General features: G+C 71.4%; 21 protein-coding genes. 9 read left to right on the forward strand and 12 right to left on the reverse strand.

Annotated features, from left to right (window positions below):
* Positions 1 to 6: 6 nt before the first annotated feature.
* Complete coding sequence (locus GPY60_RS00135; RefSeq protein WP_156685543.1) at positions 7 to 894, reverse strand: universal stress protein; 888 nt, start codon at positions 892 to 894, stop codon at positions 7 to 9.
* A gap of 142 nt (positions 895 to 1,036) precedes the next feature.
* Here GPY60_RS00135 and otsB point away from each other — a divergent pair, with 142 nt between their 5' ends.
* A complete protein-coding gene (gene otsB, locus GPY60_RS00140; RefSeq protein ID WP_231639182.1) occupies positions 1,037 to 4,747 on the forward strand; it encodes a trehalose-phosphatase in 3,711 nt (1,236 codons plus the stop codon).
* A 121-nt stretch (positions 4,748 to 4,868) separates the two neighbouring features.
* Positions 4,869 to 5,684 carry a universal stress protein gene (locus GPY60_RS00145; RefSeq protein WP_156685545.1) on the forward strand — a complete coding sequence of 272 codons (816 nt, stop codon included), beginning with the start codon at positions 4,869 to 4,871 and terminating at the stop codon, positions 5,682 to 5,684.
* 15 nt (positions 5,685 to 5,699) lie between these two features.
* Here the strand turns inward: GPY60_RS00145 and GPY60_RS00150 are convergent, their stop codons facing one another.
* The 10 genes from GPY60_RS00150 to GPY60_RS00195 all read right to left on the reverse strand — a co-directional run bounded on the left by GPY60_RS00150 (position 5,700) and on the right by GPY60_RS00195 (position 16,020).
* On the reverse strand, positions 5,700 to 6,587 hold the full coding sequence (locus tag GPY60_RS00150) for a universal stress protein (protein WP_156685546.1): 888 nt from the start codon (positions 6,585 to 6,587) through the stop codon (positions 5,700 to 5,702).
* A 17-nt stretch (positions 6,588 to 6,604) separates the two neighbouring features.
* Positions 6,605 to 7,138 carry a GNAT family N-acetyltransferase gene (locus GPY60_RS00155; protein WP_156685547.1) on the reverse strand — a complete coding sequence of 178 codons (534 nt, stop codon included), beginning with the start codon at positions 7,136 to 7,138 and terminating at the stop codon, positions 6,605 to 6,607.
* A gap of 97 nt (positions 7,139 to 7,235) precedes the next feature.
* Positions 7,236 to 8,882: a GAF domain-containing sensor histidine kinase gene (locus GPY60_RS00160; protein WP_197283495.1), complete on the reverse strand. Its 1,647-nt coding sequence runs from the start codon at positions 8,880 to 8,882 to the stop codon at positions 7,236 to 7,238.
* A 211-nt stretch (positions 8,883 to 9,093) separates the two neighbouring features.
* The gene (dosR, locus tag GPY60_RS00165; RefSeq protein ID WP_156685549.1) at positions 9,094 to 9,765 is read right to left on the reverse strand and encodes a hypoxia response regulator transcription factor DosR/DevR; all 672 of its coding nucleotides are present in this window, start codon (positions 9,763 to 9,765) and stop codon (positions 9,094 to 9,096) included.
* Positions 9,766 to 9,863: 98 nt separating this feature from the next.
* Positions 9,864 to 10,691 carry a universal stress protein gene (locus GPY60_RS00170; protein ID WP_156685550.1) on the reverse strand — a complete coding sequence of 276 codons (828 nt, stop codon included), beginning with the start codon at positions 10,689 to 10,691 and terminating at the stop codon, positions 9,864 to 9,866.
* Positions 10,692 to 10,708: 17 nt separating this feature from the next.
* On the reverse strand, positions 10,709 to 11,479 hold the full coding sequence (locus GPY60_RS00175; protein ID WP_156685551.1) for a universal stress protein: 771 nt from the start codon (positions 11,477 to 11,479) through the stop codon (positions 10,709 to 10,711).
* A 66-nt stretch (positions 11,480 to 11,545) separates the two neighbouring features.
* Positions 11,546 to 12,559 (reverse strand): 1-phosphofructokinase family hexose kinase, encoded by a 1,014-nt coding sequence (locus tag GPY60_RS00180; protein ID WP_156685552.1) that lies wholly within the window; start codon positions 12,557 to 12,559, stop codon positions 11,546 to 11,548.
* Between the two features lie 19 nt (positions 12,560 to 12,578).
* Positions 12,579 to 14,618: an erythromycin esterase family protein gene (locus GPY60_RS00185; RefSeq protein WP_156685751.1), complete on the reverse strand. Its 2,040-nt coding sequence runs from the start codon at positions 14,616 to 14,618 to the stop codon at positions 12,579 to 12,581.
* Between the two features lie 94 nt (positions 14,619 to 14,712).
* Positions 14,713 to 14,997 (reverse strand): DUF1918 domain-containing protein, encoded by a 285-nt coding sequence (locus tag GPY60_RS00190; RefSeq protein ID WP_156685553.1) that lies wholly within the window; start codon positions 14,995 to 14,997, stop codon positions 14,713 to 14,715.
* Positions 14,998 to 15,033: 36 nt separating this feature from the next.
* On the reverse strand, positions 15,034 to 16,020 hold the full coding sequence (locus tag GPY60_RS00195; protein WP_156685554.1) for an Acg family FMN-binding oxidoreductase: 987 nt from the start codon (positions 16,018 to 16,020) through the stop codon (positions 15,034 to 15,036).
* A 178-nt stretch (positions 16,021 to 16,198) separates the two neighbouring features.
* On the opposite strand from GPY60_RS00195, the gene acsA reads away from it, so the two are divergent.
* The 7 genes from acsA to GPY60_RS00230 all read left to right on the forward strand — a co-directional run bounded on the left by acsA (position 16,199) and on the right by GPY60_RS00230 (position 23,045).
* Complete coding sequence (gene acsA / locus GPY60_RS00200) at positions 16,199 to 17,998, forward strand: acetate--CoA ligase (RefSeq protein ID WP_156685555.1); 1,800 nt, start codon at positions 16,199 to 16,201, stop codon at positions 17,996 to 17,998.
* On the forward strand, positions 17,995 to 18,981 hold the full coding sequence (gene pdhA / locus GPY60_RS00205) for a pyruvate dehydrogenase (acetyl-transferring) E1 component subunit alpha (protein WP_156685556.1): 987 nt from the start codon (positions 17,995 to 17,997) through the stop codon (positions 18,979 to 18,981). The genes acsA and pdhA overlap by 4 nt, the downstream gene beginning before the upstream one ends.
* Entirely contained in the window at positions 18,978 to 19,955 is a 978-nt protein-coding gene (locus tag GPY60_RS00210) for an alpha-ketoacid dehydrogenase subunit beta (RefSeq protein WP_156685557.1), read from the forward strand. The genes pdhA and GPY60_RS00210 overlap by 4 nt, the downstream gene beginning before the upstream one ends.
* Complete coding sequence (locus GPY60_RS00215) at positions 19,952 to 21,151, forward strand: dihydrolipoamide acetyltransferase family protein (RefSeq protein ID WP_156685558.1); 1,200 nt, start codon at positions 19,952 to 19,954, stop codon at positions 21,149 to 21,151. The genes GPY60_RS00210 and GPY60_RS00215 overlap by 4 nt, the downstream gene beginning before the upstream one ends.
* A gap of 22 nt (positions 21,152 to 21,173) precedes the next feature.
* Complete coding sequence (locus GPY60_RS00220; RefSeq protein ID WP_156685559.1) at positions 21,174 to 21,434, forward strand: acyl carrier protein; 261 nt, start codon at positions 21,174 to 21,176, stop codon at positions 21,432 to 21,434.
* 102 nt (positions 21,435 to 21,536) lie between these two features.
* Complete coding sequence (locus GPY60_RS00225; protein WP_156685560.1) at positions 21,537 to 22,517, forward strand: Acg family FMN-binding oxidoreductase; 981 nt, start codon at positions 21,537 to 21,539, stop codon at positions 22,515 to 22,517.
* Between the two features lie 108 nt (positions 22,518 to 22,625).
* A complete protein-coding gene (locus tag GPY60_RS00230; protein WP_156685561.1) occupies positions 22,626 to 23,045 on the forward strand; it encodes a pyridoxamine 5'-phosphate oxidase family protein in 420 nt (139 codons plus the stop codon).
* Positions 23,046 to 23,143: 98 nt separating this feature from the next.
* Here the strand turns inward: GPY60_RS00230 and GPY60_RS00235 are convergent, their stop codons facing one another.
* Complete coding sequence (locus tag GPY60_RS00235) at positions 23,144 to 24,553, reverse strand: bifunctional lysylphosphatidylglycerol flippase/synthetase MprF (RefSeq protein ID WP_156685562.1); 1,410 nt, start codon at positions 24,551 to 24,553, stop codon at positions 23,144 to 23,146.
* Positions 24,554 to 24,605: the final 52 nt, after the last annotated feature.

The following is a 24,605-nucleotide window of genomic DNA, read 5'->3' on the forward strand; positions in this document are numbered from 1 at the left end:
GCGTCCCTAGGACGGCCGCGCGACGATCACGGGCATCCGGACCGAGTGCACGACGGCGTTGCTCACCGAGCCCAGCAGCATGCCGCTCACCCCGCCCCGGCCGTGGCTGCCCACGACGGTCAGTTGCGACGCTTCGGACTTCTCGATCAGCTGCCGGGCCGGCTGGTCGCACACGACGAGCCGGTGCACCGTCACGTCGGGATAGCGTTCCTGCCAGCCCGCCAGGCGCTCGGACAGGCTCAACTCGGCCTGCGACTTCACGGCCGCCCAGTCTAGCCCCGGAAGTTCGAGGGCCTCGACGTCGCTCCATGCATGCAGGGCGGTGAGCTCGACACCACGCCGGGACGCCTCGTCGAACGCGATGGCGGTCGCCAGCTCCGAGGCGGGCGAGCCGTCGATCCCCACGAGCACCGGCGCCTGCATCGGGTGCGGCATCAGCGGGTCCTCGTCGTGGATGACCGCCACCGGGCAACGGGCGCTGCGCACCACGCTCGAGCTGACCGAGCCGAGCAGCAGCCTGGCCGCCGCGCCCCGTCCACTGCTGCCCACGACCACCAGCTCGGCCTCCTCGGACATGACCGTCAGCGTGGGCACGGGCGGCGAGCAGCGCAGCTCGCTGTGGATCTCGATCGGGTGCTCGGCGCTCACCGCGTCCTGAGCGATCTTGACCCCCTGCTCGAGAACCTGCCGGCCCTGCTCCTCCTGCCACACCGCGACCCCGGCCGAGACCGGCAGCTGCGGCAGCATCGGCACCATCGCGTTCACCATGTGCACGACGGTCAGGGGGACGTGCCGCATCGCCGCCTCGCGAGCCGCCCAGCAGACCGCCGCGTTCGACGCCCCCGATCCGTCCACCCCGACGACGATGCCCCGGCGATTCACTGGTGCGGACATGGCCTTCTCCCTCCGTTACCCCACAACGCTATTGGCCCGATTTGCGCCGTTCAGGAGGCTTAAGTCACCAACCGCATGGCCATCGGACCTTCCTGCGCCGCAGAGTATTGACCGTCGCGTGCGCCGGGCTCATCGTCACAAGGTGACCGAATGGCCCGCGACCATAGACCGCCGCTACCACGACGCGGTGATCTTCAAGCTCTGCAGCCTGGTCCACGAGACCGGAGCTGGCACCCCCGCGGCCGCCGTCGAGACCCGGGATTCGACCATCCCGTTGCTGCGGCGCCTGCGCGACGCCGGCATCGCCACCGCCGTCTATTCCACCGTCCGCGACTGCGCGCCCGTCGTGCGCGCCGCCGGGCTCAACGACCTCGTCACCGCGATCGTCGACGGCGTCGGCAGGCGCGACGCGGCCGCGTTGGCCGACGCGGCGAACCGGCTGGACGTCAGGCCCGTTCGCTGTGTGAGCGTGTTGTGCGACCCGGCGGGCACTGCCGCCGCCAGGGACGGCGGCTTCCGCCTGGTCGTCGGCGTCGAACACAACGGAGGCGGCGACGACCTGCTGACCGGCGGCGCCGACACCGTCGTCGCCGACCTCGCCGAGATCACCGTGCGGAACGTGGGCAGCCCGATGTCGGAGATCGCCGACGCCCTGCAGGTGTACAGCCAGCTGCAGGAGCTCGCGCGCAGCCGGCGACCGGTGGTCTTCCTCGACTTCGACGGCACCCTGTCCGAGATCGTCGACCAGCCCGATGCCGCGACGCTGGTCGAGGGCGCGGCCGACGGCCTGGCCGCGCTCGCCGCGCGGTGTCCGGTCGCCGTCATCAGCGGTCGCGACCTGGGCGACGTCCGCGACCGCGTCAAGGTCGAGGGCTTGTGGTACGCGGGCAGCCACGGCTTCGAGCTGGCCGCACCGGACGGCACCCATCACGAGAACGCCGCGGCCGCCGGCGTCGCCGAGACGCTGGCGCGCGCCGCGGGCCGGCTCGCCGACGAGCTCGGCGCGATGTCGGGAATAGTGGTGGAGCACAAGCGCTTTGCGGTCGCGGTGCATTACCGCAACGCCGACCCGGGTGAGGTCGACAAGGTGGTCGCGACCGTGCGCCGGCTCGGACGCTCCGAGGGACTGCGGGTCACCACCGGCCGCAAGATCGTCGAGCTGCGCCCCGACATCGACTGGGACAAGGGCAAGGCGCTCAACTGGCTCCTCGACCGCATCCACGGCACCGCGGAGCCGCCCAATTCCGCTGCGGCGCTGCCGATCTACATCGGCGACGACATCACCGACGAGGACGCGTTCGGTGCGATCCACTTCGGCGGCGTGGGGATCATCGTCCGCCATCGCGAGGACGGCGACCGCTATTCAGCAGCGCCGCTCAGCCTGGAGAACCCTTCCGCGGTCTGCACGTTCATCACGCGGCTGGCACATGACCTGGAGAGCCAGGCGGCCGAGCCGCGCCACCCGTGGGAACTGGTGTACGAGGGGTATGACCCCGCCAGCGAGCGGCTGCGCGAGTCGCTGTGCACCGTGGGCAACGGTTACGTCGCCACCCGTGGCTGCGCGCCGGAGGCGGTGGCGTCCGAGTCGCATTACCCGGGCACGTACGCCGCGGGCGTGTACAACGAGCTGTCCGACCGGATCGCGGGCCGCACGATCGAGAACGAGAGCCTGGTCAACCTGCCGAACTGGCTGTCGCTGACCTTCCGCGTCGACGGCGGTCCCTGGTTTCACGTGGACGAGGCCGAATTGTTGTTCTACCGGCAGAGTTTCGACCTGCGCAACGCGACGCTGACCCGCAGGCTCCGGTTTCGGGACGGCTCCGGGAGGATCACGGCCGTCACGCAGGAGCGGTTCGCGTCCATGCACGACCCGCACATCCTGGCCATGCGGACCGCGGTCACGGCCGAGAATTGGTCGGGCTCAGTGGAATTCAGGTCCCTGCTGGACGGGACCGTGCAGAACACCATGGTCGAGCGCTACCGGTCGCTGTCGAGCGCTCACCTCACCGAGACGGTCATCGAGGACCTGGCGCCCGACACGGTGCTGCTGCGAACCCAGACCTCGCAGTCGCGGATCGCGGTCGCGGTGGCCGCGCGCAGCACGGTGTGGCGCGACGAGGGGCCGGCCGGCCAGCCGGCGGAGGCCGAGTGCGTTTCCGTCACCGAGGACGGACGGGGCGGTCACGACATCCGTGTCGAGTTGTCGGCGGGACGGACCGTCACGTGCGAGAAGATCGCCACCCTCTTCACCGGCCGCGACGCCGCCATCTCCGAACCGGCCAGCGCCGCGCTGCAACAGCTTCAGGCGGCCGACCGCTACGCCGAGCTGCACACTCAGCACGTCCGCGCCTGGCGGCGGTTGTGGGAGCAGTGCGACATCGGCCTCGCCGACAACGAGGACGCGCTGCAGGTACTGCGGCTGCATTTCGTCCATCTGCTGCAGACGATTTCGCCGCACACCGCCGAGCTCGACGCCGGCGTCCCGGCGCGCGGGCTGCACGGCGAGGCCTACCGCGGGCACGTCTTCTGGGACTCCCTGTTCGTGTCCCCGGTCCTGAACTTCCGCATGCCCAACGTGTCCCGCTCACTGCTGCTCTACCGCTACCGCCGGCTTCCCGAGGCGCGCCGGGCCGCGCGCCGGGCGGGCCACCGGGGGGCGATGTATCCCTGGCAGTCGGGCAGCGACGGGCGCGAGGTCAGCCAGGAGCTACACCTCAATCCCCAGTCGGGCCGCTGGGTTCCGGACGCCAGCGCGCGGGCGCACCACGTCGGGCTGGCCGTCGCGTACAACGCGTGGCAGCACTATCAGGTGACCGGTGACCGCCAGTTCCTCATCGACTACGGGGCCGAGATGCTCGTCGAGGTCGCCAGATTCTGGGTCGGGTTGGCCACCTTCGACGACAGCCGCGGCCGCTACACGATCCGCGGGATCATCGGGCCCGACGAATTCCACTCGGGCTATCCGGGCAAGGAGTACGACGGCATCGACAACAACGCCTACACCAACGTGATGGCGGTGTGGGTGATCATGCGGGCGATGGACGCGCTGGACCTGCTGCCCTTGCGCGACCGGCTCGACCTGGTGGCCAAGATCGGCCTGGATCCCGACGAGCTCGACCGGTGGGACCACGTGACGCGCCGGATGTTCGTCCCCTTCCACGACGGAGTGATAAGTCAGTTCGAGGGCTATGCCGATCTGGCGGAGCTGGATTGGGAGCATTACCGGCAGCGCTACGGGAACATCCAGCGGCTCGACCGCATCCTCGAGGCCGAGAACGACAGCGTCAACAACTACCGGGCGTCCAAGCAGGCCGACGCGCTGATGCTGTTCTACCTGCTGTCGTCCGAGGAGTTGCTCGGGATCTTGGGCAGGCTCGGTTACCGGTTCCCGCCCGAGCAGATCCCGAAGACGGTCGACTACTACCTCGCGCGCACGTCGGACGGATCGACGCTGAGTTCGCTGGTGCATTCCTGGGTCATCGCCCGCGCCAACCGGCATCACGCCATGAGGTACTTCGTGAAGGTGCTGGCCTCCGACATCGTTGACATCCAGGGCGGCACCACCTCGGAGGGGATCCACCTGGCGGCGATGGCCGGCAGCATCGACCTGCTGCAGCGGTGCTTCACCGGGCTCGAGACCCGCGACGACCGGTTGGTGCTCGCCCCCCACTGGCCCAAAGCCCTGGGGCCCATCGAGTTCGCATTCGTCTACCGCGGCCAGCGCCTGCACCTGTCGATCAGCGGCCGGTCCGGCGCGCTCACCTCCGAGGCCGGCAACGCCGAGCCGATCCTCGTCGAGTGCCGCGGCCGCCTGCACCGCCTGTTGCCCGGGCATACCGCCCAGGTCGTGTGACCGCCGAGGTGACCCCCGCCGGCGAAGCGGGGCCGAAGGACCCTGCCGGGCGGCAGGCGCGGCCCAATAGTGTTGATCGCGGCGACATTCGGCAACAACTCTTCGGATCGGGAGGGCGCTGATGAATCAGGAACCGGGGCGGATCGTGGTGGGTATCGACGGCTCGGACGCCGCGATCAACGCGGCCGAGTGGGCGGTCACCGAGGCCGTCGGCCTCAACGTCCCGATCAGGCTCGTTTTCGCCGTCCCCGAGCGTCAAGGGGAGTCCGGCGGCGACCCCCTGGACGTCGAGTACGCCGAGACGTCGCTGCGCGCCTCGGATGCCGCGATCGCGGCCCTGGGCGAGCCGGTCAAGGTCGAATGCGCGATCGTGCCCGGTGCGCCCGAGGACGTCCTGGTCGGGGAGTCGGGCGGCGCGGCGCTGGTGTGCATCGGGTCCGTCGGGATCGGGCGGGTGGCCCGCCGGGTGCTCGGATCGACCGCCGACGCCGTCGCCCGCAGGGCGCGCTGCCCGGTCGCGATCGTCCGCACCGACCGGGAGGCCCCCGAAGGCGGGGGTACCGATCCCGGGTGGGTCGCCGTGGTCGTCGACGACTCCCGGGGCAACGACGCGGTACTCGCGCACGGTTTCCGCGAGGCGGAACTGCGCGGGGCCCCGATCCTGGCGATGGGGGTGTGGCGCTGGGGCGTCGGCGAGATCCCCTTCCGCCAGCTGGACGAGCGGCTGGGCCCGTGGGTCGAACGCTACCCCGGGATCCACGTCATGCCGGCGGCTGCGCGGCACGGGGCGGCCGAGTTTCTCTCTCACACACAAGAATGCATCCAGCTCGCTGTGGTCGGCACGGCGGACGCCGACAAGGTTGCCCGGATGGTCGGCCCGACGGGTCAGCGCTTCGGCGGCCGCTGCGGCTGCTCGGTGTTGGTGGTGCGCGGCTGACGGCAGGCCGACCGGCTACGCGTGGCGGACGACGATCACGGGCACCCGGGCCGACTGGGCCACCGCGGAGCTGACCGATCCCAGAAGCATCCCGGGGAAGCCGCCTCGTCCGTGGCTGCCGACCACGACCAGCTGCGCCCGCTCGGACTCCTGGAGCAGCCAGTGGGATGGCTTGTCGCAGTGCAGTATTCGCTGCACGTGCACGTCCGGGTACTCCTCTTGCCACCCGGCCAGCCGTTCGGCCAGGATCTCGTGCCCCTCGTTCTCGCGGTCGCGCCAGTCCATGCCCAGGACCGGGAACACCCCGACGTCGCTCCACACGTGCAGCGCCAGCAGGTCCACCCCGCGGCGCGACGCCTCCTCGAAGGCCAGGGCGGTCGCCGCCTCCGACGCCGGGGACCCGTCAATGCCCAGCAGCACCGGCGCACCCGCATCGGGCGTCGCCGCGCCGTCGCCGGAACGGATCACCGCGACCGGGCAGTGCGCGTGGTGGACGAGGCCCGTCGTCACCGAGCCCAGCAGCAGGCGGCCCAGGGCGCCCATGCCCTCGCTCCCGGCCACCACCATCCAGGCGTCCTTGGACGCCTCGATCAGCGCGGGCAGGATGCCGGAATAGACCGTCGCGACGCGGATCTCGGGCTGATCGGAGTCACCGAGGCTGGCGCTCAGCGTCTTTCGCGCCCGGTCGACCACCTGCCGCGCCTCGTCCTGCTGCCAGTCGGGCATCTCGGCGTAGAGCTGGCCCACCGGCCAGCCCACCACCACCGGCGCGACGGCGTGCATCAAGGTGATGGGCAGCCGGCGCAGGGCGGCCTCGCGGGCGCCCCAGGCCACGGCAGCGTCCGACGCCGCCGACCCGTCGACGCACACCAGCACCCCGTGTTTGCTTGCGGTGTCGGTCATTTCGCACTCCTTTGCCATCAGATCCGGTCGGGCAGCTCGATCACGAGGTGGCGAATCGGCCCGCCGTCCGCGGGCTGACACGGCCAGCCCAGGTCGAAGAAGACCGTCAGCATGAGGTGGTTCTCGCCGAGGACGTCGGCGACGAACCGCCCGATCCCGCGCTCCCGTGCGGCCCGGGCGAGGTGCTTGAGCAGCGCTGTTCCCACGCCCAGCGAGTGGTCCTCGTGCGCCACCACGACCGCGACTTCGGCGGCGCCCGGGTCGTCGTCGCCGACGGTGTAGTGCGCGACGCCAATCAGCCGGCCGGCGTCGAAGGCGCCCAGCGCGTACAGCCCGTCGGCGGGGTCGGTGAGCCTGCCGACCAGCTCCGGCAGGTCGACCGGCCGCAGCGTGAAGAACCGGAAGTAGCGGTCGTAGTCGGAGAGGTGCTGATGCAGCGCCAGCACGGCCTCTGCGTCGTCGCGGTCCAGCCGCCGCAACGAGACCACGCGGCCGTCGATCAGCCGCGCCCGGGCGATCGGCTGCGCCGCCCCCACCGCCTGATCGCTCATGCGTGCGACGCTATTCGACGATCGGCGCTCTGCGGCAGAGTCGTTAGGCCCCGGGGGGCGGCCGATGGTCCCCACAGGGGACGTGGGCCGGGCGGGGTCAGTCGGTGATCGGGGCCACCCAGTGCACCCGGGTGCCCCCCTCGGGTGAACCGGTGATCTCGCAGGTCCCGCCGAGCCGTTCGGCGCGGTGCTTCATGTTGGCCAGGCCGCTGTGCCGAGCGTTGCCGGCGGGGATGCCCAGGCCGTCGTCGCAGATGTCGAGGACGAACATGTCGGCGACGTTGATGTCGACGGTCAGGCGCGACGCGCCGGAGTGGCGAAGCGCGTTGCTGATCGCTTCGGTGGCGACGGCCTCGGCGTTGTCGGCGAGCTCGCCGGTGACGGCGGTCATCGGCCCGTGCATGCGGACGGTGGTCACGATGTCGCGGTTCTGGGTCAGATCGGCGATCACCCGCTGGATCCGGTGCCGGAAGTCGACGTCCTTGCCGGGCGGGGACTTGAGCTGGAAGATCGTCGTCCGGATCTCCTCGATGATCGTCTGCAGGTCGTCGAGCGTTCGGTTGAGCCGGTCGGCTACCTCGGGCGAGCGCGACCTGGCCAGCGTGCCCTGCAGGTCCATGCCGGCGGCGAACAACCGCTGGATGACGTGGTCGTGCAGGTCGTGGGCGATGCGCTCGCGCTCGGCGAGGATGGTCAGCTGCCGGGAGTCCTCGCGGGCCGAGGCCAGCACGAGCGCTATCGCGGCGTGCGTGGCGAAATCGCTCACCAGGTCGAGGTAATCCTCGCTGAACGGCGGCTGGTCGGCGGCGCGGGCGATCGCGATGACCCCCGCGACGTGGTCGTCGGCGCGCAGAGGCATGACGATGGCGGGGCGCTGGCCCACGTCGGTGAACGCCTCGATCGGGTAGCGCATCGACTCGGTGATCAACGGCTCGCCGGAGCGGAAGACGCCGCCCGTGGTGGACCCGTCCACCGGGACGCGCTGCCCCAGCACCTGGTCGGCGTGCAGGCCCACGGCGGCGGACACGACGAGCGTGTCGACCTCGTCGTCGGGCACGTCGGCCTCGGCCGGCACCAGCACGATCGCCTGCTCGGCGTCGGTCAGGACGCGGGCGCTCTCGGCGATCAACTGCAGGGGACGGCGGTGCGGCGCGGCGCTGGACAGCAGGGCCGTGGTGATCTCGCGGCTGGCCTCCAGCCACTTCCCGGCGGTGCGCTCGCGCAGGAACAGCTGCGCGTTGTCGATGGCCGCCGCGGCCGCGAACGCCAGCGCGCGGGCCGCCATCTCGTCCGACTCGGAGAACGTCCGCTGCGGGTCGACGTGGGTCAGGTAGATATTCCCGAACACTTTGCCGCGGATCGTGATGGGCACCGAGAGGAAGGCTCGCATCGGGGGGTGGTGCTCCGGGAATCCTGCGGAGGCGGGGTGATCCGCCAGGTTGTCCATCCGCACGGCAGGCTCGTCGAAGATCGAGAGGCTGAGCAGGCCCTTGCCGACGGGCAGGTGCCCGATGCGCTGGACCGTCTCGTCGTCCATGCCCTCGTGCACGAACGAGATCAGGTTGCCGTCGGGGTCGCGGACGGCCAGCGCGCCGTACGGCGCGTTAGTGAGTTCGCGGGCCGCGGCGACGATCCGGCGCAGCGTCGCGTCGAGGTCGAGGTCCGAGCCGATCTGGATGAAGACGCCGAGCAGCTGCTCCATTTGGTCGCGCGCCGCCAGCAGTTCGTCGAGCTGAGCGTGCATCCTGCTCACCAGCCCGCGTTGGCCGAGGCCGGCGAAAGCCGAGCCCCTATCGTCGGCGGTCACCCGACCGTTACCTCCACGAAGGTTGAGGGCGGTGGCCTCTTGCGTTGTGCGAAGCGTGCAGGACACGAAGCGAAAGACCACACACCAGCTTAGACCCGTCCGGCCGCGCTGCCCAACATGGTCGGCGCGGGGTCGGCGGGCTTGCCGGTCAGTCCGGCGGCGCCTCCGGCGTTGATTTGTGCTGGCCAGGCTGCTGGTCGAGCCTTGAGGCGAACACCGCCGCCTGGGTGCGCCGCTCCATGCCGAGCTTGGCCAGCAGACGCGACACGTAGTTCTTGACCGTCTTCTCGGCGAGGAACATCCGGGAAGCGATCTGCCGGTTGGTCAGGCCCTCGCTGAGCAGGCCGAGCAGCGTGCGCTCCTGCTCGGTGAGGCCCGACAGGGGGTCCTCGCGTTCCGCCGCGCCGCGCAGCTTGGCCATGAGCGCGGCGGCCGCCCGGTTGTCGAGCAGGGATTTGCCGGCGCCGACCTCCTTGATGGCGTGCGCGAGCTCCATCCCCTTGATGTCCTTGACGACGTAGCCGCTGGCGCCGGCGAGAATCGCCTCGAGCATCGCCTCGTCAGAGGTGAACGACGTGAGCATCAGGCAGCGCAGGTCGGGGTGGTCCGACACCAGGTCCCTGCACAGCTCGATGCCGTTTCCGTCCGGCAGACGCACGTCGAGTACGGCGACGTCGGGCTGCAGCGCCGGGATCCTCGCCTTCGCTTCTGAGACCGATCCGGCCTCGCCGACGATCTCCAGCTCCGGGTCCGACGCGAGGAGGTCCGCCAGACCGCGCCGAACGACCTCGTGGTCGTCGACCAGGAACACCTTCACCATGACGAGCCCTTCCTCCCCGCCGGGCGACGCGAGTCACCGCTCAACCGACTCAATATCCCACATCTTCATGATGGCGCAGGTTCACGACCGGCTCGGGCTCACAGATGTTGCCGATTGATGATGAGCAGCGAGCATCCGGCGTCCTGCAGGATGGCGCTGCCCGCCGGCCCGACGAGTTCGCCCACGTGCTGCCTGTTGTGGCAGCCGACGACTACCAGCCCCACCGACCGGCGGTGGTCGGCCACGTACTCGAGCAGGGTGCCGTGTACGGCCGCCGTCTCGACCCGCAGCCCGGGGTCGCGCCGCTTCCACGTCGAGAGCCGCCGATCCAGGTCGGCCAGCGCCCGCCGGTCGCTCTCGGTGTCGGCCAGGCCGTCGTCGGTGACGGTCCGCCGGCACACGATCGCCTCCACCGTGGCGCCGCGCAGCTTGGCCTCCTCGACGGCGGCGCTCAGCAGGACCCCGCTGTCGGGGGATCCGTCCACCTCGACGACTACCGCGCCGGTCGGCGCGGGCGGGTGGTCGTCGCGACCCCTGATGATCGCCACCGGGCAGCGCGCCGACACCACGAGCGCCGCGGCGGTGGAACCGACGCGGCCCCGGCGGAAGTGGCGCAAGCCGACGGCCCCCACGCAGACCATGGCCGCCGAGGCCGAGGCGCGGATCAGCGACGCGACCGCCGGCTCGTGGCACACCTCGGTCTCCAGCTCGACCGGCGTCACCGGCTTTTTGCGGGCCAGCACGGCGGTGCGGGCCTGGGCGATCGCCGTGTCCGCGGCCTGCCGGGTGTCCCCCGGCTCCACCGCGTAGAGCAGGCGCAGCGGGACGTCGCGACTGACCGCCTCGTCGACCGCCCAGAGGGCCGCCCGGATGGCGCCCTTGGAACCGTCGATGCCGGCGATGACGGGCTGCGGGTGGGCGCTCATGCCTACTCAGTGCCTGGTCAATGCCGGACGACGAGCACCGAGCAGTCGGGATAACCCACGATGGGGTGGCAGTTCGGCGTGGCCAGGCCGGCCATCGCTTCGGCGTCGACGCTGCCCACGACGGCCAGTTCGATGGCGCTGCCGGCCGGCCCGCCCGCCCGCACGCCCGTGCCCGCCGCGACGGTCTGGACGGCGACGTCCGGGTACCGCCGCACCCAGCTGTTCAATCGCCGGTCGATCTGCCGCACGATGGCGTGGCGGCGGCGCCCCTGCTCCATGGCCTGGTGGACGACTTCGTCGTTGTCCGGCTCGTCGTTGAGGACCACGGCGATCACGCCCAGATCCGTCGGGGATCCGTCGGGGTTGGTGCGGATGACCGCGACCGGGCAGTGCGCCCGCGCCACCAGTCCGGCGGCGGTGGGGCCGAGCAGCCCGTCGCAGGCCCAGCCCCGCCGGGCGGTTCCCACACACACCATGGCCGCGGCCAGCGACTCGTCGACCAGCACCTGCGCCGGATCCCCCGAGAGGATCGCCGTGTCGACCTCGACGGGCTTGTGTTCGCTGCGCACCGCGCTCTCCGCCTGGGCCAGCGCCATCTCGCCGCGCTCGATCTCCCAGTCCGACGGCGGGTTCGGGGCGTCGTGCGCCTCGCGGCGAGCGACCACGTACACCAGGCGCAGCGGCAGCTGGCGGCCCACCGCCTCGTCGACCGCCCACTTGGCGGCGTTCACCGCGGCGCGGGAGCCGTTGACGCCAACGACCACCGACTTGGCGTCCAGCTCACTCATGTCGGCTCCTGATCGGTCATCGTCGTTGTCAGGTTATTGCTGCCGGTGCACGGCGCGAAGGGGTCGTTAGGCCCCTCCTGGAATGCCGTTCGTCCCGACGTCGGCGAGGCCGGGGATCTCTTCCGGTGGGGCGACGAGCTCGAACAGCTCCTCGGTGTCGGAGCGCTCGCAGGCCGCCGTGCCGGGGGTCATCAGCATCGCGGCACCGGCGGCGATGCCGAAGGCCACGGACTTCGCCAGGGTCCATCCCCGGGTGAGGGCCACCGCGATCGCGGCGACCATCGCGTCACCTGCGCCGACGCCGCTGCCGTCGGGCATCGGGATGGCCGCGAAGCGCTGGCTGCCCTGGCGTGTCGCGAGCAGCGCGCCCGCCGAGCCCAGCGACACCAGCACCGCCTCCGCGCGGCCGCCGTCGACGAGCTCGCGGGCGGCGGCCAGCTGGTCCTCCTCGGTGTCGAGCGCGCGCCCGACGCACTCGCCGAGCTCCCGCACGCTGGCCTTGAGCAGGAAGACCCCGGACGACACCTCCCGCAGGCCGCCGCCGGAGGTGTCGAGGATCAGGCGGGCGCCCAGCCCCCGGCACATCTCGGCGACGCGCCCGTAGAAGTCGGTCGGAACGCCGGGTGGCAGGCTGCCGCTGGCCACCACCAGTTCGGCGGAGCGTGCCGCGATGCGCAGCTCCTGCAGGCACCGCTCCTGCTCCCGCGCGGTGAGGTGTGGCCCCGGCAGGACGAACCGGTACTGCTCGCCGGTGCTCGTCTCGTTCACGGTGAAGCTTTCGCGCGTCGCGTCGCGGATCGGGATTTCCGCGAAGGGCACGCCGGCGTCGCTGAGCAGCCTCGTCACGTGGCCGCCGTGGGAGCCGCCCGCGGGAAACACCGCGAACACCGACCCGCCGAGGACGTGCGCGATCCGGGCGACGTTGATCCCCCCGCCGCCCGGGTCGTACCGGGTCGCCGAGCACCGAAGCTTCCGGGTCGGGCGGACGACGTCGACGCTGGTGGTGATGTCGAGCGCCGGGTTCATGGTCAACGTGACGATCTGCGGCCGGCTCGCGGCCGGGTCCACCGGGTTGTTCATGGTCGCTCACTCACACGTGCTAGAGGCCGCTGGGGTAGGTTTCCGGGGTCTCGCCGGCGATCCACACGCTGGTCACCTCGAGCGGCTCCAGCGCGCGGGTGCGGTCGATGTGGATCATCGCGTCGAACTGGTCGGCGGGCCGGACGTGGAAGTAGTGGCTCTGCCGCTCGGTCTCGGGCCGGTAGATCACGCCGATGGCGCGGCCCAGGCGAACGGCGCTCAGCGGCTCGCCGGCCTCCGGGGTCAGGGCCGCCGACACCATGAACGCGCCGTTGCCCGTCTCGTGCAGCAGTTCCTCGATGCTGCCGGCCAGCGCGGGGCGGACGGCCTTGCGCTCGGCGATCCCGCCCCAGTCGCTGGCCGCGGTCACGGTCCCCGTGTACGTGCTGAACCCGATGAGCCGGGACTCCGCGCCGAACCGCTGCCGGGCGAGCTGGCCCAGCGTGAGCTGGCCGTCGGCCCACACCTCGGTCGCCCGCGCGTCGCCGACGTGAGAGTTGTGGGCCCACACGACGATTCGCGCGGACGGCGCGTCGTGATGGCGGTCCAGGTGCGCGAGCAGCGCCTCGAGGGTGTGCGCCATGTGCTTGTCGCGCAGGTTCCAGGATGTGACGCGCCCGCTGAACATCGCGCGGTAGTACACCTCCGCGTCGCGGACCGTTTGGGCGTTCTGCTCGGCGTAGAACAGTTCGTCCTCGGCCAGCAGCCCGTCGCGCCGGGCGTAGGCCAGGGCGTTGCGCTGGATCTCGACGAGTTGATCGACCGCCTGGCGTTCGCAGGAGGGCCCGGCGCCGAACGCCGCCGAGTAGCCGTAGGCCTGGCCGTCGTCGGCCGAGGCGTGGTCGAAGCACGAATAGCGTTGCCGCGCACGCCCGGCCGCCCTGGGGTCGACCTTGTCGAGGTAGCTGATCACTTCGTGCATCGAGCGGTGCAGGCTGTACAGGTCCAGGCCGTAGAAGCCGGCCTGGGACTTGGCGCCCGAGCGCAGATTGTGGTCGCGCAGCCAGCCGACGAAGTCGAGCATGACGGTGTTGCGCCACATCCACGCCGGGAAGCGCTCGAAGCCGCTCAACGCCTCGTCGGCGCCGGTGTCGTCGCCGAGCCCGCGGACGTAACGGTTCACCCGGTACGCGTCGGGCCAGTCGGCCTCCGCGGCGACGGCGCAGAAGCCCTTCTCCTCGATCAGCCACTTGGTGATGGCGGCCCGCGACTCGTAGAACTCGTGTGTGCCGTGCGAACTTTCGCCGATCAGCACCACCCGCGCGTCGCCGATCAGCTCCTCGAGCGCCTCGCGCGGCGGGACGCCGCCGGGCGAGTCGATTGCGACGGCGGCGATCACCTCGGCCGGCGTGCGCGCCGGGGGCGCCGCCGGCGCGCCGGTGGTGGGGGTGGCCAGCAGCTGGCGGACCTCCTCGTCGCCGACCTGCCGGAAGTCCCAGAACGACTCGCCGACGGCGAGGAACGGGGTGGGCATGCTGGCGCACACGACGTCGTCGACCAGCCCGGCGAATTCGCGGCAGGTGGACTCGGGGGCCGCCGGCACCGCGATCACGATGGCCGCCGGCGTGGCCTCGCGCAGCGCCTGCACGGCCGCGAACATGCTTGCCCCGGTTGCCAATCCGTCGTCGACGAGGATGACCGTCTTGCCGGTCACGTCGAGGGGCGGGCGGCCGCCGCGGTAGGCGGCCTCGCGCCGGACCAGCTCCCGGCCCTCGCGCTCGGCGATGGCGCGCAGCTTTTCCGGACCGATGCCCAGCCCCCGCACGACGTCGTCGTTGATCACCACCCGGCCGCCGCTCGCGAGCGCCCCGACCGCGAATTCCTCGTGACCCGGCGCGCCGAGCTTGCGGACGATGAAGGCGTCGAGCGGCGCGCGCAACGCCGCGGCCACCTCCCACGCCACGGGTATTCCGCCGCGCGCCAGGCCCAGGACGATGACGTCGCCGCGGTTGCGGTAGGCGCCGAGCAGGTCGGCCAGCACCCGGCCGGCCTCGCCCCGGTCGGAGAAGACGCGCCGCGGTGACCTTCGGGCGGTGTCGGCTGCGCTGGTCATGGTGATACCTCCGATGTGGCTTTCGACCCGTCCATCCGAACAGCAGCGCGGCGATCGCCGATAGGGACGGAAGTCCCGCGGTCGCGGGTCGTTCGTCGCGTCAGCGGCTTTCGGCCTCCTGCCGGCCCTGGCGCGACCGGATGGCCGCCTGGACCGCGGCGAACCGCGACCGCGCCCGCTCGTCGGCGGCCCGCTGTTCGGCGGCGGTGACGACGATCGCGTCGGGTCCCGGGAAGACGGTCGTCTCCTCACCGGTGGTGAGCCACCGGACCTGGAACGGCGGCTCACCGTCCGGCGAGCGCACCGCGGTGACCAAGCCCCGCATGTCCGGGTGCCCGAGCGTGCCGCTCTTGATCACCAGCCAGTCACCCACGTGGGCCTTCATCGACCACGCTCCAATCCTGAATCAAGACAAACGGTTTCAGTGCCTGATCGCCAGCACCTCGCGCACGGGCCGCCGCGGAGTGGGCTCCGGGGGCCGCTTGGTGGCCGGCTCGACGCCCACCCGGACCAGGGCCTGCGGCACCGCCGCGGAGCCGGGCAGCAGGGAGCGGATGACGTCGCGGGCGGCCCCGACTTCCGTCAGGTGTGTCACCGTGCAGCTGGCCAGGCCCGCCATCGTGCATTCCAGCAGCACCGCCGAGAGGGCCTGACCGCAATCCAGGGCGTCCGCCCGGGTGTCCCCGGCCGTCGACAAGACGACGATTTTCGCCTCGTCATGGCCGCCGCCCGCAGCGCTTCCGGTGCGGGCCTCGCCCGGGAAACGGCGGTTGAGCTCGACGGCGGCGTTCTGGGACTCCGACGGCAACGCGCCTTCGGGTATCCCGTCCGCGCGCCGCGCCGGCGCGGTCCACCAGCCCAGCTCCTCGTGGTAGACGTCGTCGTAGCGGCGCAACGCCTCGGTCAGGCGCGACGCCTCGACCAGGCGGGGCCGCGCCTCGTCGCCGAGCACCTCGAGGGTCGCCAGATCTGCGCCGAATGCGCGGCGCAGCAACGGCTCGAACGCCGCCCAGTCCCTCGGCGCGCGGAACGGGCGCCGGTCCGTCCGGCGCCGCGAGATCGCTTCGGCGCGGTCGCGTCGGGCCGCCGCCACGTAGTCGGCCGGGGCGAAGTCGACCGAGGCGAGGTGGTCGCGGTTGTTCGGGTTCGGGAACCGGTCGACGGCGGTCTCCCAGCCGGCGGCGGCCATCGCGACCCGGAAGTGGTCGAGCACCGCCCCGCAGCTGATGATCGCCTGCCGGCCCGAGTCGTCGATGGACTCCACGAAGCGTTCCGGGTCGACGAACAGGTCGACGCCGGCGGGGCCGGCCACCCAGCGCCAGGGTTGGCTGTTGTGCAGCGAGGGTGCCCGGCACGCCAGTTCCACCGCGCTCTTGATCACGTTGGTGTCGACCACGGTCTGGGTCATCGCTTGCCGCCTCTCCGTCCGATTCGACCCTCGCCGCACGCCGGCCCGGACCGCCAGAGTCCTTGGTCCCCGGGCCGGCGACATTGGGCTCGACACTGGTGACTTTCGTCTCTATTGCGGTGTCGTGGGCCGGGCAAACGATGAAGGCCCCACGCGAGAGAACCGGGACGGGATGCCCATGGACGTCATCCACAAGACGGCGCACGACCTCGCCATCCGGCCCAACCTCACGGACTACGAGCGCACCCGCGCGCAGTTCCGGTGGTCCGACATGCCCGAGTTGTGTGCGGGCATGGGGCCCGGCCGCTGCAACATCGCGTACGCCGCCCTCGACCGGCAGGCCGCGGGCCCGGCCGCGACCCGCACGGCGCTGCGGTTCGTGGCCGACGAGGCGTGGGACGGGGCCATCACGACGCGAGACCTCAGCTACGCGGAGCTGGCCCGGCTCGCCGCGCGCTTCACCTATGTGCTGCGCTCGCTCGGCATCAACAAGGGCGACAAGGTGTTCACGATCCTGGGCCGCACTTCCGCGCTCTACATCGCGATGCTGGGCGCGCTGCGCAACGGCAGCGTCGTCTCCCCGTTGTTCTCGGCCTTCGGCCCCGAGCCCATCGCCACCCGGGTCAACCTCGGCCGGGCCGACGTGCTGGTGACGACCCGGGCGCTCTACCGGCGCAAGATCGCCAAGGTGCGCGACCGGCTGCCGTCGGTGCGGCACGTCTTCATCGTCGATGACGACGACAACGCCGGCGACCCGCCGGACGGGACGCTGAGCTTCTGGCGCTGGATGGACGCGGCCGAGGACACCGCGGACATCGAGCCCACCACGCCCGACGACCCGGCGTTGCTGCACTTCACCAGCGGCACCACCGGAACACCCAAGGGCGCCATGCACGTTCACGGCGCCGTCGCCATGCACTACGTCACCGGCCTGTACGCCCTCGACCTGCACCCCGACGACACCTACTGGTGCACAGCGGATCCCGGGTGGGTGACCGGCACGTCCTACGGGATCATCAGCCCGCTGCTGCACGGCGTCACCTCCATCGTCGACGAGGCCGACTTCGACGCCGAGCGGTGGTACCGGATCCTGCAGGACCAGGCGGTGTCGGTGTGGTACACCGCGCCGACCGCCATCCGCATGCTGATCAAGGCGGGGCCCGAACTGCCTGCGCGATACCGGTTTCCACGCCTGCGGTTCGTTGCGAGCGTCGGCGAGCCGCTCAACCCCGAGGCGGTCTGGTGGGGAAAGCGCGTGCTGGGCCTGCCGATCCACGACAACTGGTGGCAGACGGAGACGGGCGGCATCATGATCGCCAACACGCCCGCGTTCGACATCAAGCCCGGCTCGATGGGGCGCCCGCTGCCCGGGGTGGAGGCCTGCATCGTCCACCAGAACGACGACGGCACAACGGAAGTCGTCGACGAGCCCGGGGTCGAGGGCGAGCTTGCGCTCAAGCCGGGCTGGCCGTCGATGTTCCGCGGCTACCTCAACGCCGAGGAGCGCTACCGCAACTGCTTCGCCGACGGGCTCTACCTCACCGGTGACCTCGCGACGAGGGACGCCGACGGCTACTTCTGGTTCGTCGGGCGCAAGGACGACGTGATCAAGTCCGCCGGGCACCTGATCGGCCCGTTCGAGGTCGAGAGCGCGCTCACCGATCACCCCGCGGTGGCCGAGGCCGCGGTGATCGGCAAGCCCGACCCGACCGTCGGCGAGGTGGTCAAGGCGTTCGTCACGCTGAAGGACGGCGTCGTCGCCGACGAAGACCTGCGCCTGGAATTGCTGGGCCACGCCCGCAAGCGACTGGGAGCCACCGTGGCGCCCAAGGAGATCGAGTTCGTCGACACGCTGCCGCACACCAGCAGCGGCAAGATCATGCGGCGGCTGCTGAAGGCCCGGGAACTCGGGCTGCCCGAGGGCGACACCTCGACCATCGAGCGGCAGCCGGCCCGCGCGGAAGGGGTGCCATCGTGAGCGATACCAAGTTGGCGCACGAGTTGCTCTCCGACATGGTGCGGGTGCGCCGCATGGAGGAGAAGTGCGCGGAGCTGTACAGCGCGGCCAAGATTCGCGGCTTCCTGCACCTCTACGTCGGCGAGGAGGCCGTCGCCGCCGGGTCGCTGCGGGCGCTGGCCGACGACGACGCCGTGGTCGCCACCTACCGCGAGCACGCGCACGCGCTGCTGCGCGGCATCCCGATGACCTCGATCATGGCCGAGATGTTCGGCAAGCAGGAGGGCTGCTCGCGCGGCCGGGGCGGGTCGATGCACCTCTTCGACGCGGCCAAGCGGTTCTACGGCGGCAACGCGATCGTCGCCGGGGGCCTGCCGCTCGCGGTGGGCATCGCGCTGGCGGACGCCATGCTGCGGCAGAAGCGGGTCACCGCGTGCTATTTCGGCGACGGCGCGGTGGCCGAGGGCGCCTTCCACGAGTCGCTGAACCTGGCCGCGCTGTGGAACCTGCCGGTGTTGTTCTGTTGCGAGAACAACCTTTACGCGATGGGCACCGCGCTCGACCGCGCCCAGTCGCAGACCGACCTCACCGTCAAGGCGGCGTCGTACAACGTTCCCACGCTGGCCGTCGACGGGATGGACGTCGAGGCCTGTCACACCGCCGCCCAGGAGGGCGTCGACCGCGTCCGCGACACCGGCGGGCCCTTCTTCATCGAGTTCCGCACATACCGTTTCCGGGCGCACTCGATGTTCGACCCGGAGCTGTACCGCGACAAGGACGAGGTGGCGCGGTGGCGCGAGCGCGACCCGATCCGCGCGTTCACCGAGCAGTGCCTGCGCGACGGCGCGCTGTCCGAGGCCGACGTCCGGGCGATCGAGGAGGCGGCCGTCGCCGAGATCGACGAGGCGGTGGCCTTCGCCGAGGCCGGAACCTGGGAGGACGCCGCGGATCTCGAGCGCGACGTGCTGACGCCCGCAAACGGGTCGGCGGAGGCCCCGCGATGAAGACCACGTACCGGACCGCCGTCCACGACGCCATGCGCGACGCCCTGCGCGACGACCCGCGCGTCGTACTGATGGGCGAGGACGTCGGGCGCTACGGCGGCACGTACGCCGCGTCCAAGGGACTGCTCGAGGAGTTCGGCCCCGAGCGCGTGCGGGACACGCCCCTGTCGGAGCTGGGCTTCGTCGGCGTCGGGATCGGCGCGGCGCTCAACGGGCTGCGGCCGATCGTCGAAGTCATGACCGTGAACTTCAGCCTGCTGGCGCTCGACCAGATCGTGAATACCGCTGCGGCGCTTCGTCATATGTCCGGGGGACAGTTTTCCGTTCCCCTCGTCGTCCGGATGGCGACCGGGGCCGGGCGCCAGCTCGCCGCCCAGCACTCGCACAGCCTCGAGCCGTGGTACGCCCACATCCCCGGCATCAAGGTGCTCGCCCCGGCCACCGTCGAGGACGCCTACGGCATGCTGGGGCCGGCGCTGGCCGACCCGGATCCGGTCGTCATCTTCGAGCACGTCCAGCTGTACAACACCTCGGCCGACATCGAGGCCCTTGCCCCCACCGACATCTCGCGGGCGGCGATCCGGCGCAGCGGCAACGACGTCACCGTGGTGACCTACGGCGGGTCCCTGTGGAAGGCTCTCGACGCGGCCAACGAGCTTTCCCTGGCGGGAATCGACTGCGAGGTCATCGACCTGCGGGTGCTGCGCCCGCTCGACGACGGCACCGTCCTCGATTCCGTCCGCAAGACGCACCGCGCGGTCGTCGTCGACGAGGCCTGGCGCAGCGGCAGTTTGGCGGCCGAGGTCACCGCCCGGGTGATGGAGGGCGCGTTCTACGATCTGGACGCCCCCGTCGCCCGGGTGTGCAGCGCCGAGGTTCCGATGCCCTACGCCAAGCACCTCGAGCAGGCCGCCCTCCCCCAGACCGCCGCGATCGTCGCGGCCGTGCAGGGCCTCTTCGGTGACCGGCCGTGATCGAATTCACCATGCCCTCCCTGGGTTCCGACATGGACGAGGGCACCCTCGACGAATGGCTGATCAAGCCGGGCGACACGGTCACCCGCGGCCAGGTCGTCGCGGTCGTCGAGACCACCAAGGCCGCGGTCGAGGTCGAATGCTGGCACGAGGGCACGGTCGGTGAGCTCCTGGTCCCGGTCGGTGAAACCGTCCAGGTGGGAACGCCGTTGGCGACCCTGCTGGCCCCGGGCGAGCAGGCGACGGCCACGACCCACGAGCGCCGTGAGCCCGCCAAGACGCCGGCGTCGGCACCCGTGGCACCCGCACCCGCGGCCCCCGCGCCCGCACCGCAGGCGCGGCGCCGCTGGGTGTCACCGGCCGCCCGCCGCCTGGCCACCAGCCTGGGCGTCGACATCGACTCGGTGACCGGCACCGGCCCCCAGGGTGCGGTGACCATCAACGACGTCGAACACGCGGCCGCCGCGAAACCGGCCGCCCAACCCGCCGCCAAGCCGGCCGGCACCAAGCCGTCGGCGGCCGAGCGCGGCGCGCAGATGCGCAAGTCGATCGCCGCGGCGATGAGCCGGTCGAAGCGCGAGATCCCGCACTACTACCTCGCCGACGAGATCGTCCTCGAGACATCGCTGGCCTGGCTGACCGAGCGAAACGCCCAGCGCTCCATCGACGAACGCGTGCTGCCGGCGGTGCTGCTGCTCAAGGCCGTCGGCCTGGCCGCCCAGAAGTTCGGCGAGTTCAACGGGTTCTGGCGCGAAGACGGCTTCGAGCCCGCGACGGGGGTGCACGTGGGCGTCGGCATCTCGCTGCGCGGCGGCGGCCTCGTCGCGCCCGCGATCCACGACGTTCCCGAGAAGAAGCTCGACGAGCTGATGGACGACCTGACCGACCTGGTGGCCCGGGCGCGTTCCTTCTCGCTGCGCAGTTCGGAGATGTCGGACCCCACCATCACCGTCACCAACCTCGGAGACCAGGGCGTCGACAGCGTGTTCGGCGTGATCTACCCGCCGCAGGTGGCCATCGTCGGGTTCGGCAAGCCCGCTCAACGGGTCCGCGTGATCAACAACGGAATCCGTATCGTCCCGACCGTACAGGCGACCCTCGCCGGTGATCACCGCGCCAGCGACGGTCACCGGGGGGCGCTGTTCCTCGCCGCAATCAATGAGCTGCTCGGCCAGCCCGACCTCCTCGAAAAATGACGAGCCGGAGAAGTGACGTGCCATGACGACCAACGAAGACACCCGCGCGGTGGTGCTGTCGGTGCTGACGACCATCGCCCCCGAGGTCGAGCCCGACGAGATCAGCGACGACGACCTGCTGCGCGACCAGGTCGACCTGGACTCCATGGACTGGCTGAGCTTCCTGCGCGGCATCCACAAGCGGCTGCACGTGGACATCCCGGAGGCCGACTACAAGTCCCTGCGGACACTGGCCGACGTCGTGGGCTACGTCGACAAGAACGCGGCCCGGCCCGGCGTATGAGCGCCGGGCGGTAACAAACGGCCCCCGCCTGCAGGGCCGAACGACCCTACTCGCGGCGCCGCCGTCGCCGTAGCCTCGGCGACAAACCGGAAGGCGGCCGACATGATCCAGGCGGTGATAGACACCCACGTGCTGCGCGAGGCGGTGGAACTGGCATGCCGCGCGCCGTCCGTGCACAACAGCCAGCCGTGGCGGTGGGTGGTCATCGACGGGCGGGTGCACCTGTTCGTCGACCGCAACCGGGCGGTGCCCGGCACCGACCGCTCGGGCCGCGAGACGATCCTGAGTTGCGGGGTGGCGCTCGACCATCTGCGCGTCGCCATGCTCGCCGCCGGCTGGGAGCCGCGGATCACCCGGTTCCCCGACCCGCACGACCCGGATCACCTGGCGTCCGTCGAATTCCGGCCGGCCGACCACGTCACCGGGGTGCACCACGACCTGGCCCGGGCGATCCTGCAACGGCGCACCGACCGCCTCCCGCTCGGCCGGCCCACCTACTGGGACCTGTTCGAGCCCGTGCTGCACAAAGCCTACGACGACGGCGTCGTCATGCTCGACGTGCTGTCCGACGACGCCCGCCCGCTGTTGGCCGAGGCGTCGCAGCTCACCGCGGAACTCCGCCGCGACGACCTGTCCTACCACGCCGAACTCGAGTGGTGGACTTCGCCATTCGCCCTCACCGAGGGCGTGCCGCCGCGGGCGCTCGCCTCCGACTCCGAGCGGCACCGGGTGGACGTGGCCCGCGACTTCCCGGTTCGGGGCCACGAGAACCGGCGCCCGGAGGTCGGGGCCGACTGGTCGAAGATCCTGGTGCTCTCGACCCCCGGCGACACCCGGACCGACGTCCTGCGGTGCGGGGAGGCGTTGTCCCGCGTCCTGCTCGAGTGCACGACGGCGTTCATGGCCACCTGCACGCTGACGCACCTGATCGAGCAGGAGGACAGCCGCGACGTCGTGCGCGGCCTGCTCGAGAAACGGGGCGAACCGCAGGTGCTGATCCGGGTGGGCATAGCCCCGGCGACCGAACCGCTCGCGACGCCGACCCCGCGGCGCCCGCTGCGCGACGTCCTCGAGATCCGCTGACGAACAACTTTGGTCCCTGCCCCCGCGTGACTTTCGGCCGGCGACGCCGCGGGGGGCGGTTCACTAGCCTTGGTACGTACCGGACGCTTGGATGAAGGGGATTGGCCGATGTCGGTAATCGATGGTGGGGTCAGCATCCTGCCGGTGAGCGAATGCTGGGACCTGCTCGGGAGCATGACGCTGGGGCGGCTGGTGACCAGTGTCGACGGCCAGCCCGAGATCTTCCCGGTCAACTACGCCATCCAGCGTCGCACCATCCTGTTCCGCACGGCCGAGGGCACCAAGCTCGTCAGCACCGCGATCAACCACCGCGTCCTCTTCGAGGTCGACGACCACACCGCCGCCGAGGGGTGGAGCGTCATCGTCAAGGGCACCGCCCGCTCGCTGCGCACCTACGAGGAGATCGAGGAGGCCGAACGCGCCCAGGTCCTGCCGTGGGTGTCGTCGGAGAAGTCGCACTACGTGCGGATCGTCCCCGAAACCGTGACGGGACGACGGTTCCGCTTCGGCGCTCCACTGGACGAGTGACGCTGCTTGCCCGATAAGTGGATGCGCCGAGGGCGGGTGCTAGGTATTGAAATTCACGTGATTTCGTCCCTGCCCCCCACCTTCGGCACGCATAAGCGCTAGGCCGGCCGCCGCAGGCGGCGCGGGCGCGGAACGAACTCCAGCGACAGCAGCACCAGCAACGCGGCCGGGATGTGGTGGACGCACAGCACCACATAGCGCCGCTCCGACAGCGCGTGGAACTTGCGCAGGTAGCGGTACAGCGACTCGAGCCGGATCATCGGGTCGAGCAGGTGAATCAGCCGCAGCGCCACCCGCTGCGCCGCGCCGGGCCTCGCCGCCTCGAAGATCTCCGGGAATGCGGCAAAGGCGAGCGAAACACGCCGCGCGCCATGGGCATTGGCGTAGGTGATCATGTCGACGGTGAGCCGCTCGTCGACGCCGTTGGGGGCGTCCGGGCGCCGGAACGGCACGTCGAGGCTCACCTCCGACCCCTCGCCGGCGGTCGCGTACCGGTGAAACGCCACCACACGGCCCCGCCGGTCGCGCGCGACGGCCAGCTTGACGCCGGGGAAGCGGCCCTGCAGGGCCGCATCGAGGTTCATGCAGAACCCGCGCTCGGTGCGCGCCGCGCGGTGCGCGGCGTAGAGGACGTCGGTGAGCTCGGCGGTCAGCTCCTCGTCCAGGCCTCGTTCGTCGACGACTTCGGTTGTGACGCCGACGTTGTGGGTCCGCTGCACCGCCTGGCGCAGGTTGCGGAAGCGGCGGCCGTGCAGGGTGAACCGGCGGACGTCGACGACGACGTCGCGACCGATCGGCACGGCCAGCATCGGCTGGCCCACGGTCTCCTTCCGCCACAGCCCCAGGTTCCGCTCGCCGCCGGCCAGCACGATGATCTGCCAGCCCCGGCCGCGGCACATGCGGACGAAATCGGCCGCCAGGTCGGCGAAGCGGGACGGATCGCCGATCGGGTCACCGCTGACGACGGCGAAGCCGAGCCGGGTGCGGTAGGCGATCGCCGCCGCGCCGTCGGCGCCGAAGTGGTAGCTCTTGCTCGTGTGCATCGCGAACGGCGCCAACGGATCCGAACGCGTGGCGTCGACCAGCGGCCACACCCGGTCGAGCAGCTCCGGTTGGGGGCGCGCCGCGGTGGGCAGCATCAGCGCGAGCCCGCCGCCGGCGACGAGCAGGTTGCCGGGCAGCCCGAAGCCGAGGAAGTGCGCGAACACCCCGGCGCCCAGGGCGGCGGCCGCCAGCAGCGCGTGCCCGCTGGTCACCGGCCGGCCCAAAAAGATTCCCCGCGCGATGAGCGCCACCGCGGCGAGCAGCGCCACCGACCAGCCGAACCGCCCGGGAGCGAAGCGGTCGTCGCCGAGGTGTTGGCGGGCGACGAGCACCGCCAGACAGGCCAGCGCGCACAGGAAGAGAATCAGCCCCGCGACGCGGACCGCCCGGACGTCGGCGTGGAGGAGAACCCGCTCGCGCCGCCGGGCGGCGACGGTCCCGGCACCGCCCCGCTGGCCCTTCACATCACACTCGCCGCCATTGACGTGACGATAACCGCGCGACGGGCGCGGGGCC

Origin of the sequence: Mycobacterium sp. Marseille-P9652 (assembly GCF_902652685.1) — a bacterium.
GTDB lineage: Bacteria > Actinomycetota > Actinomycetes > Mycobacteriales > Mycobacteriaceae > Mycobacterium.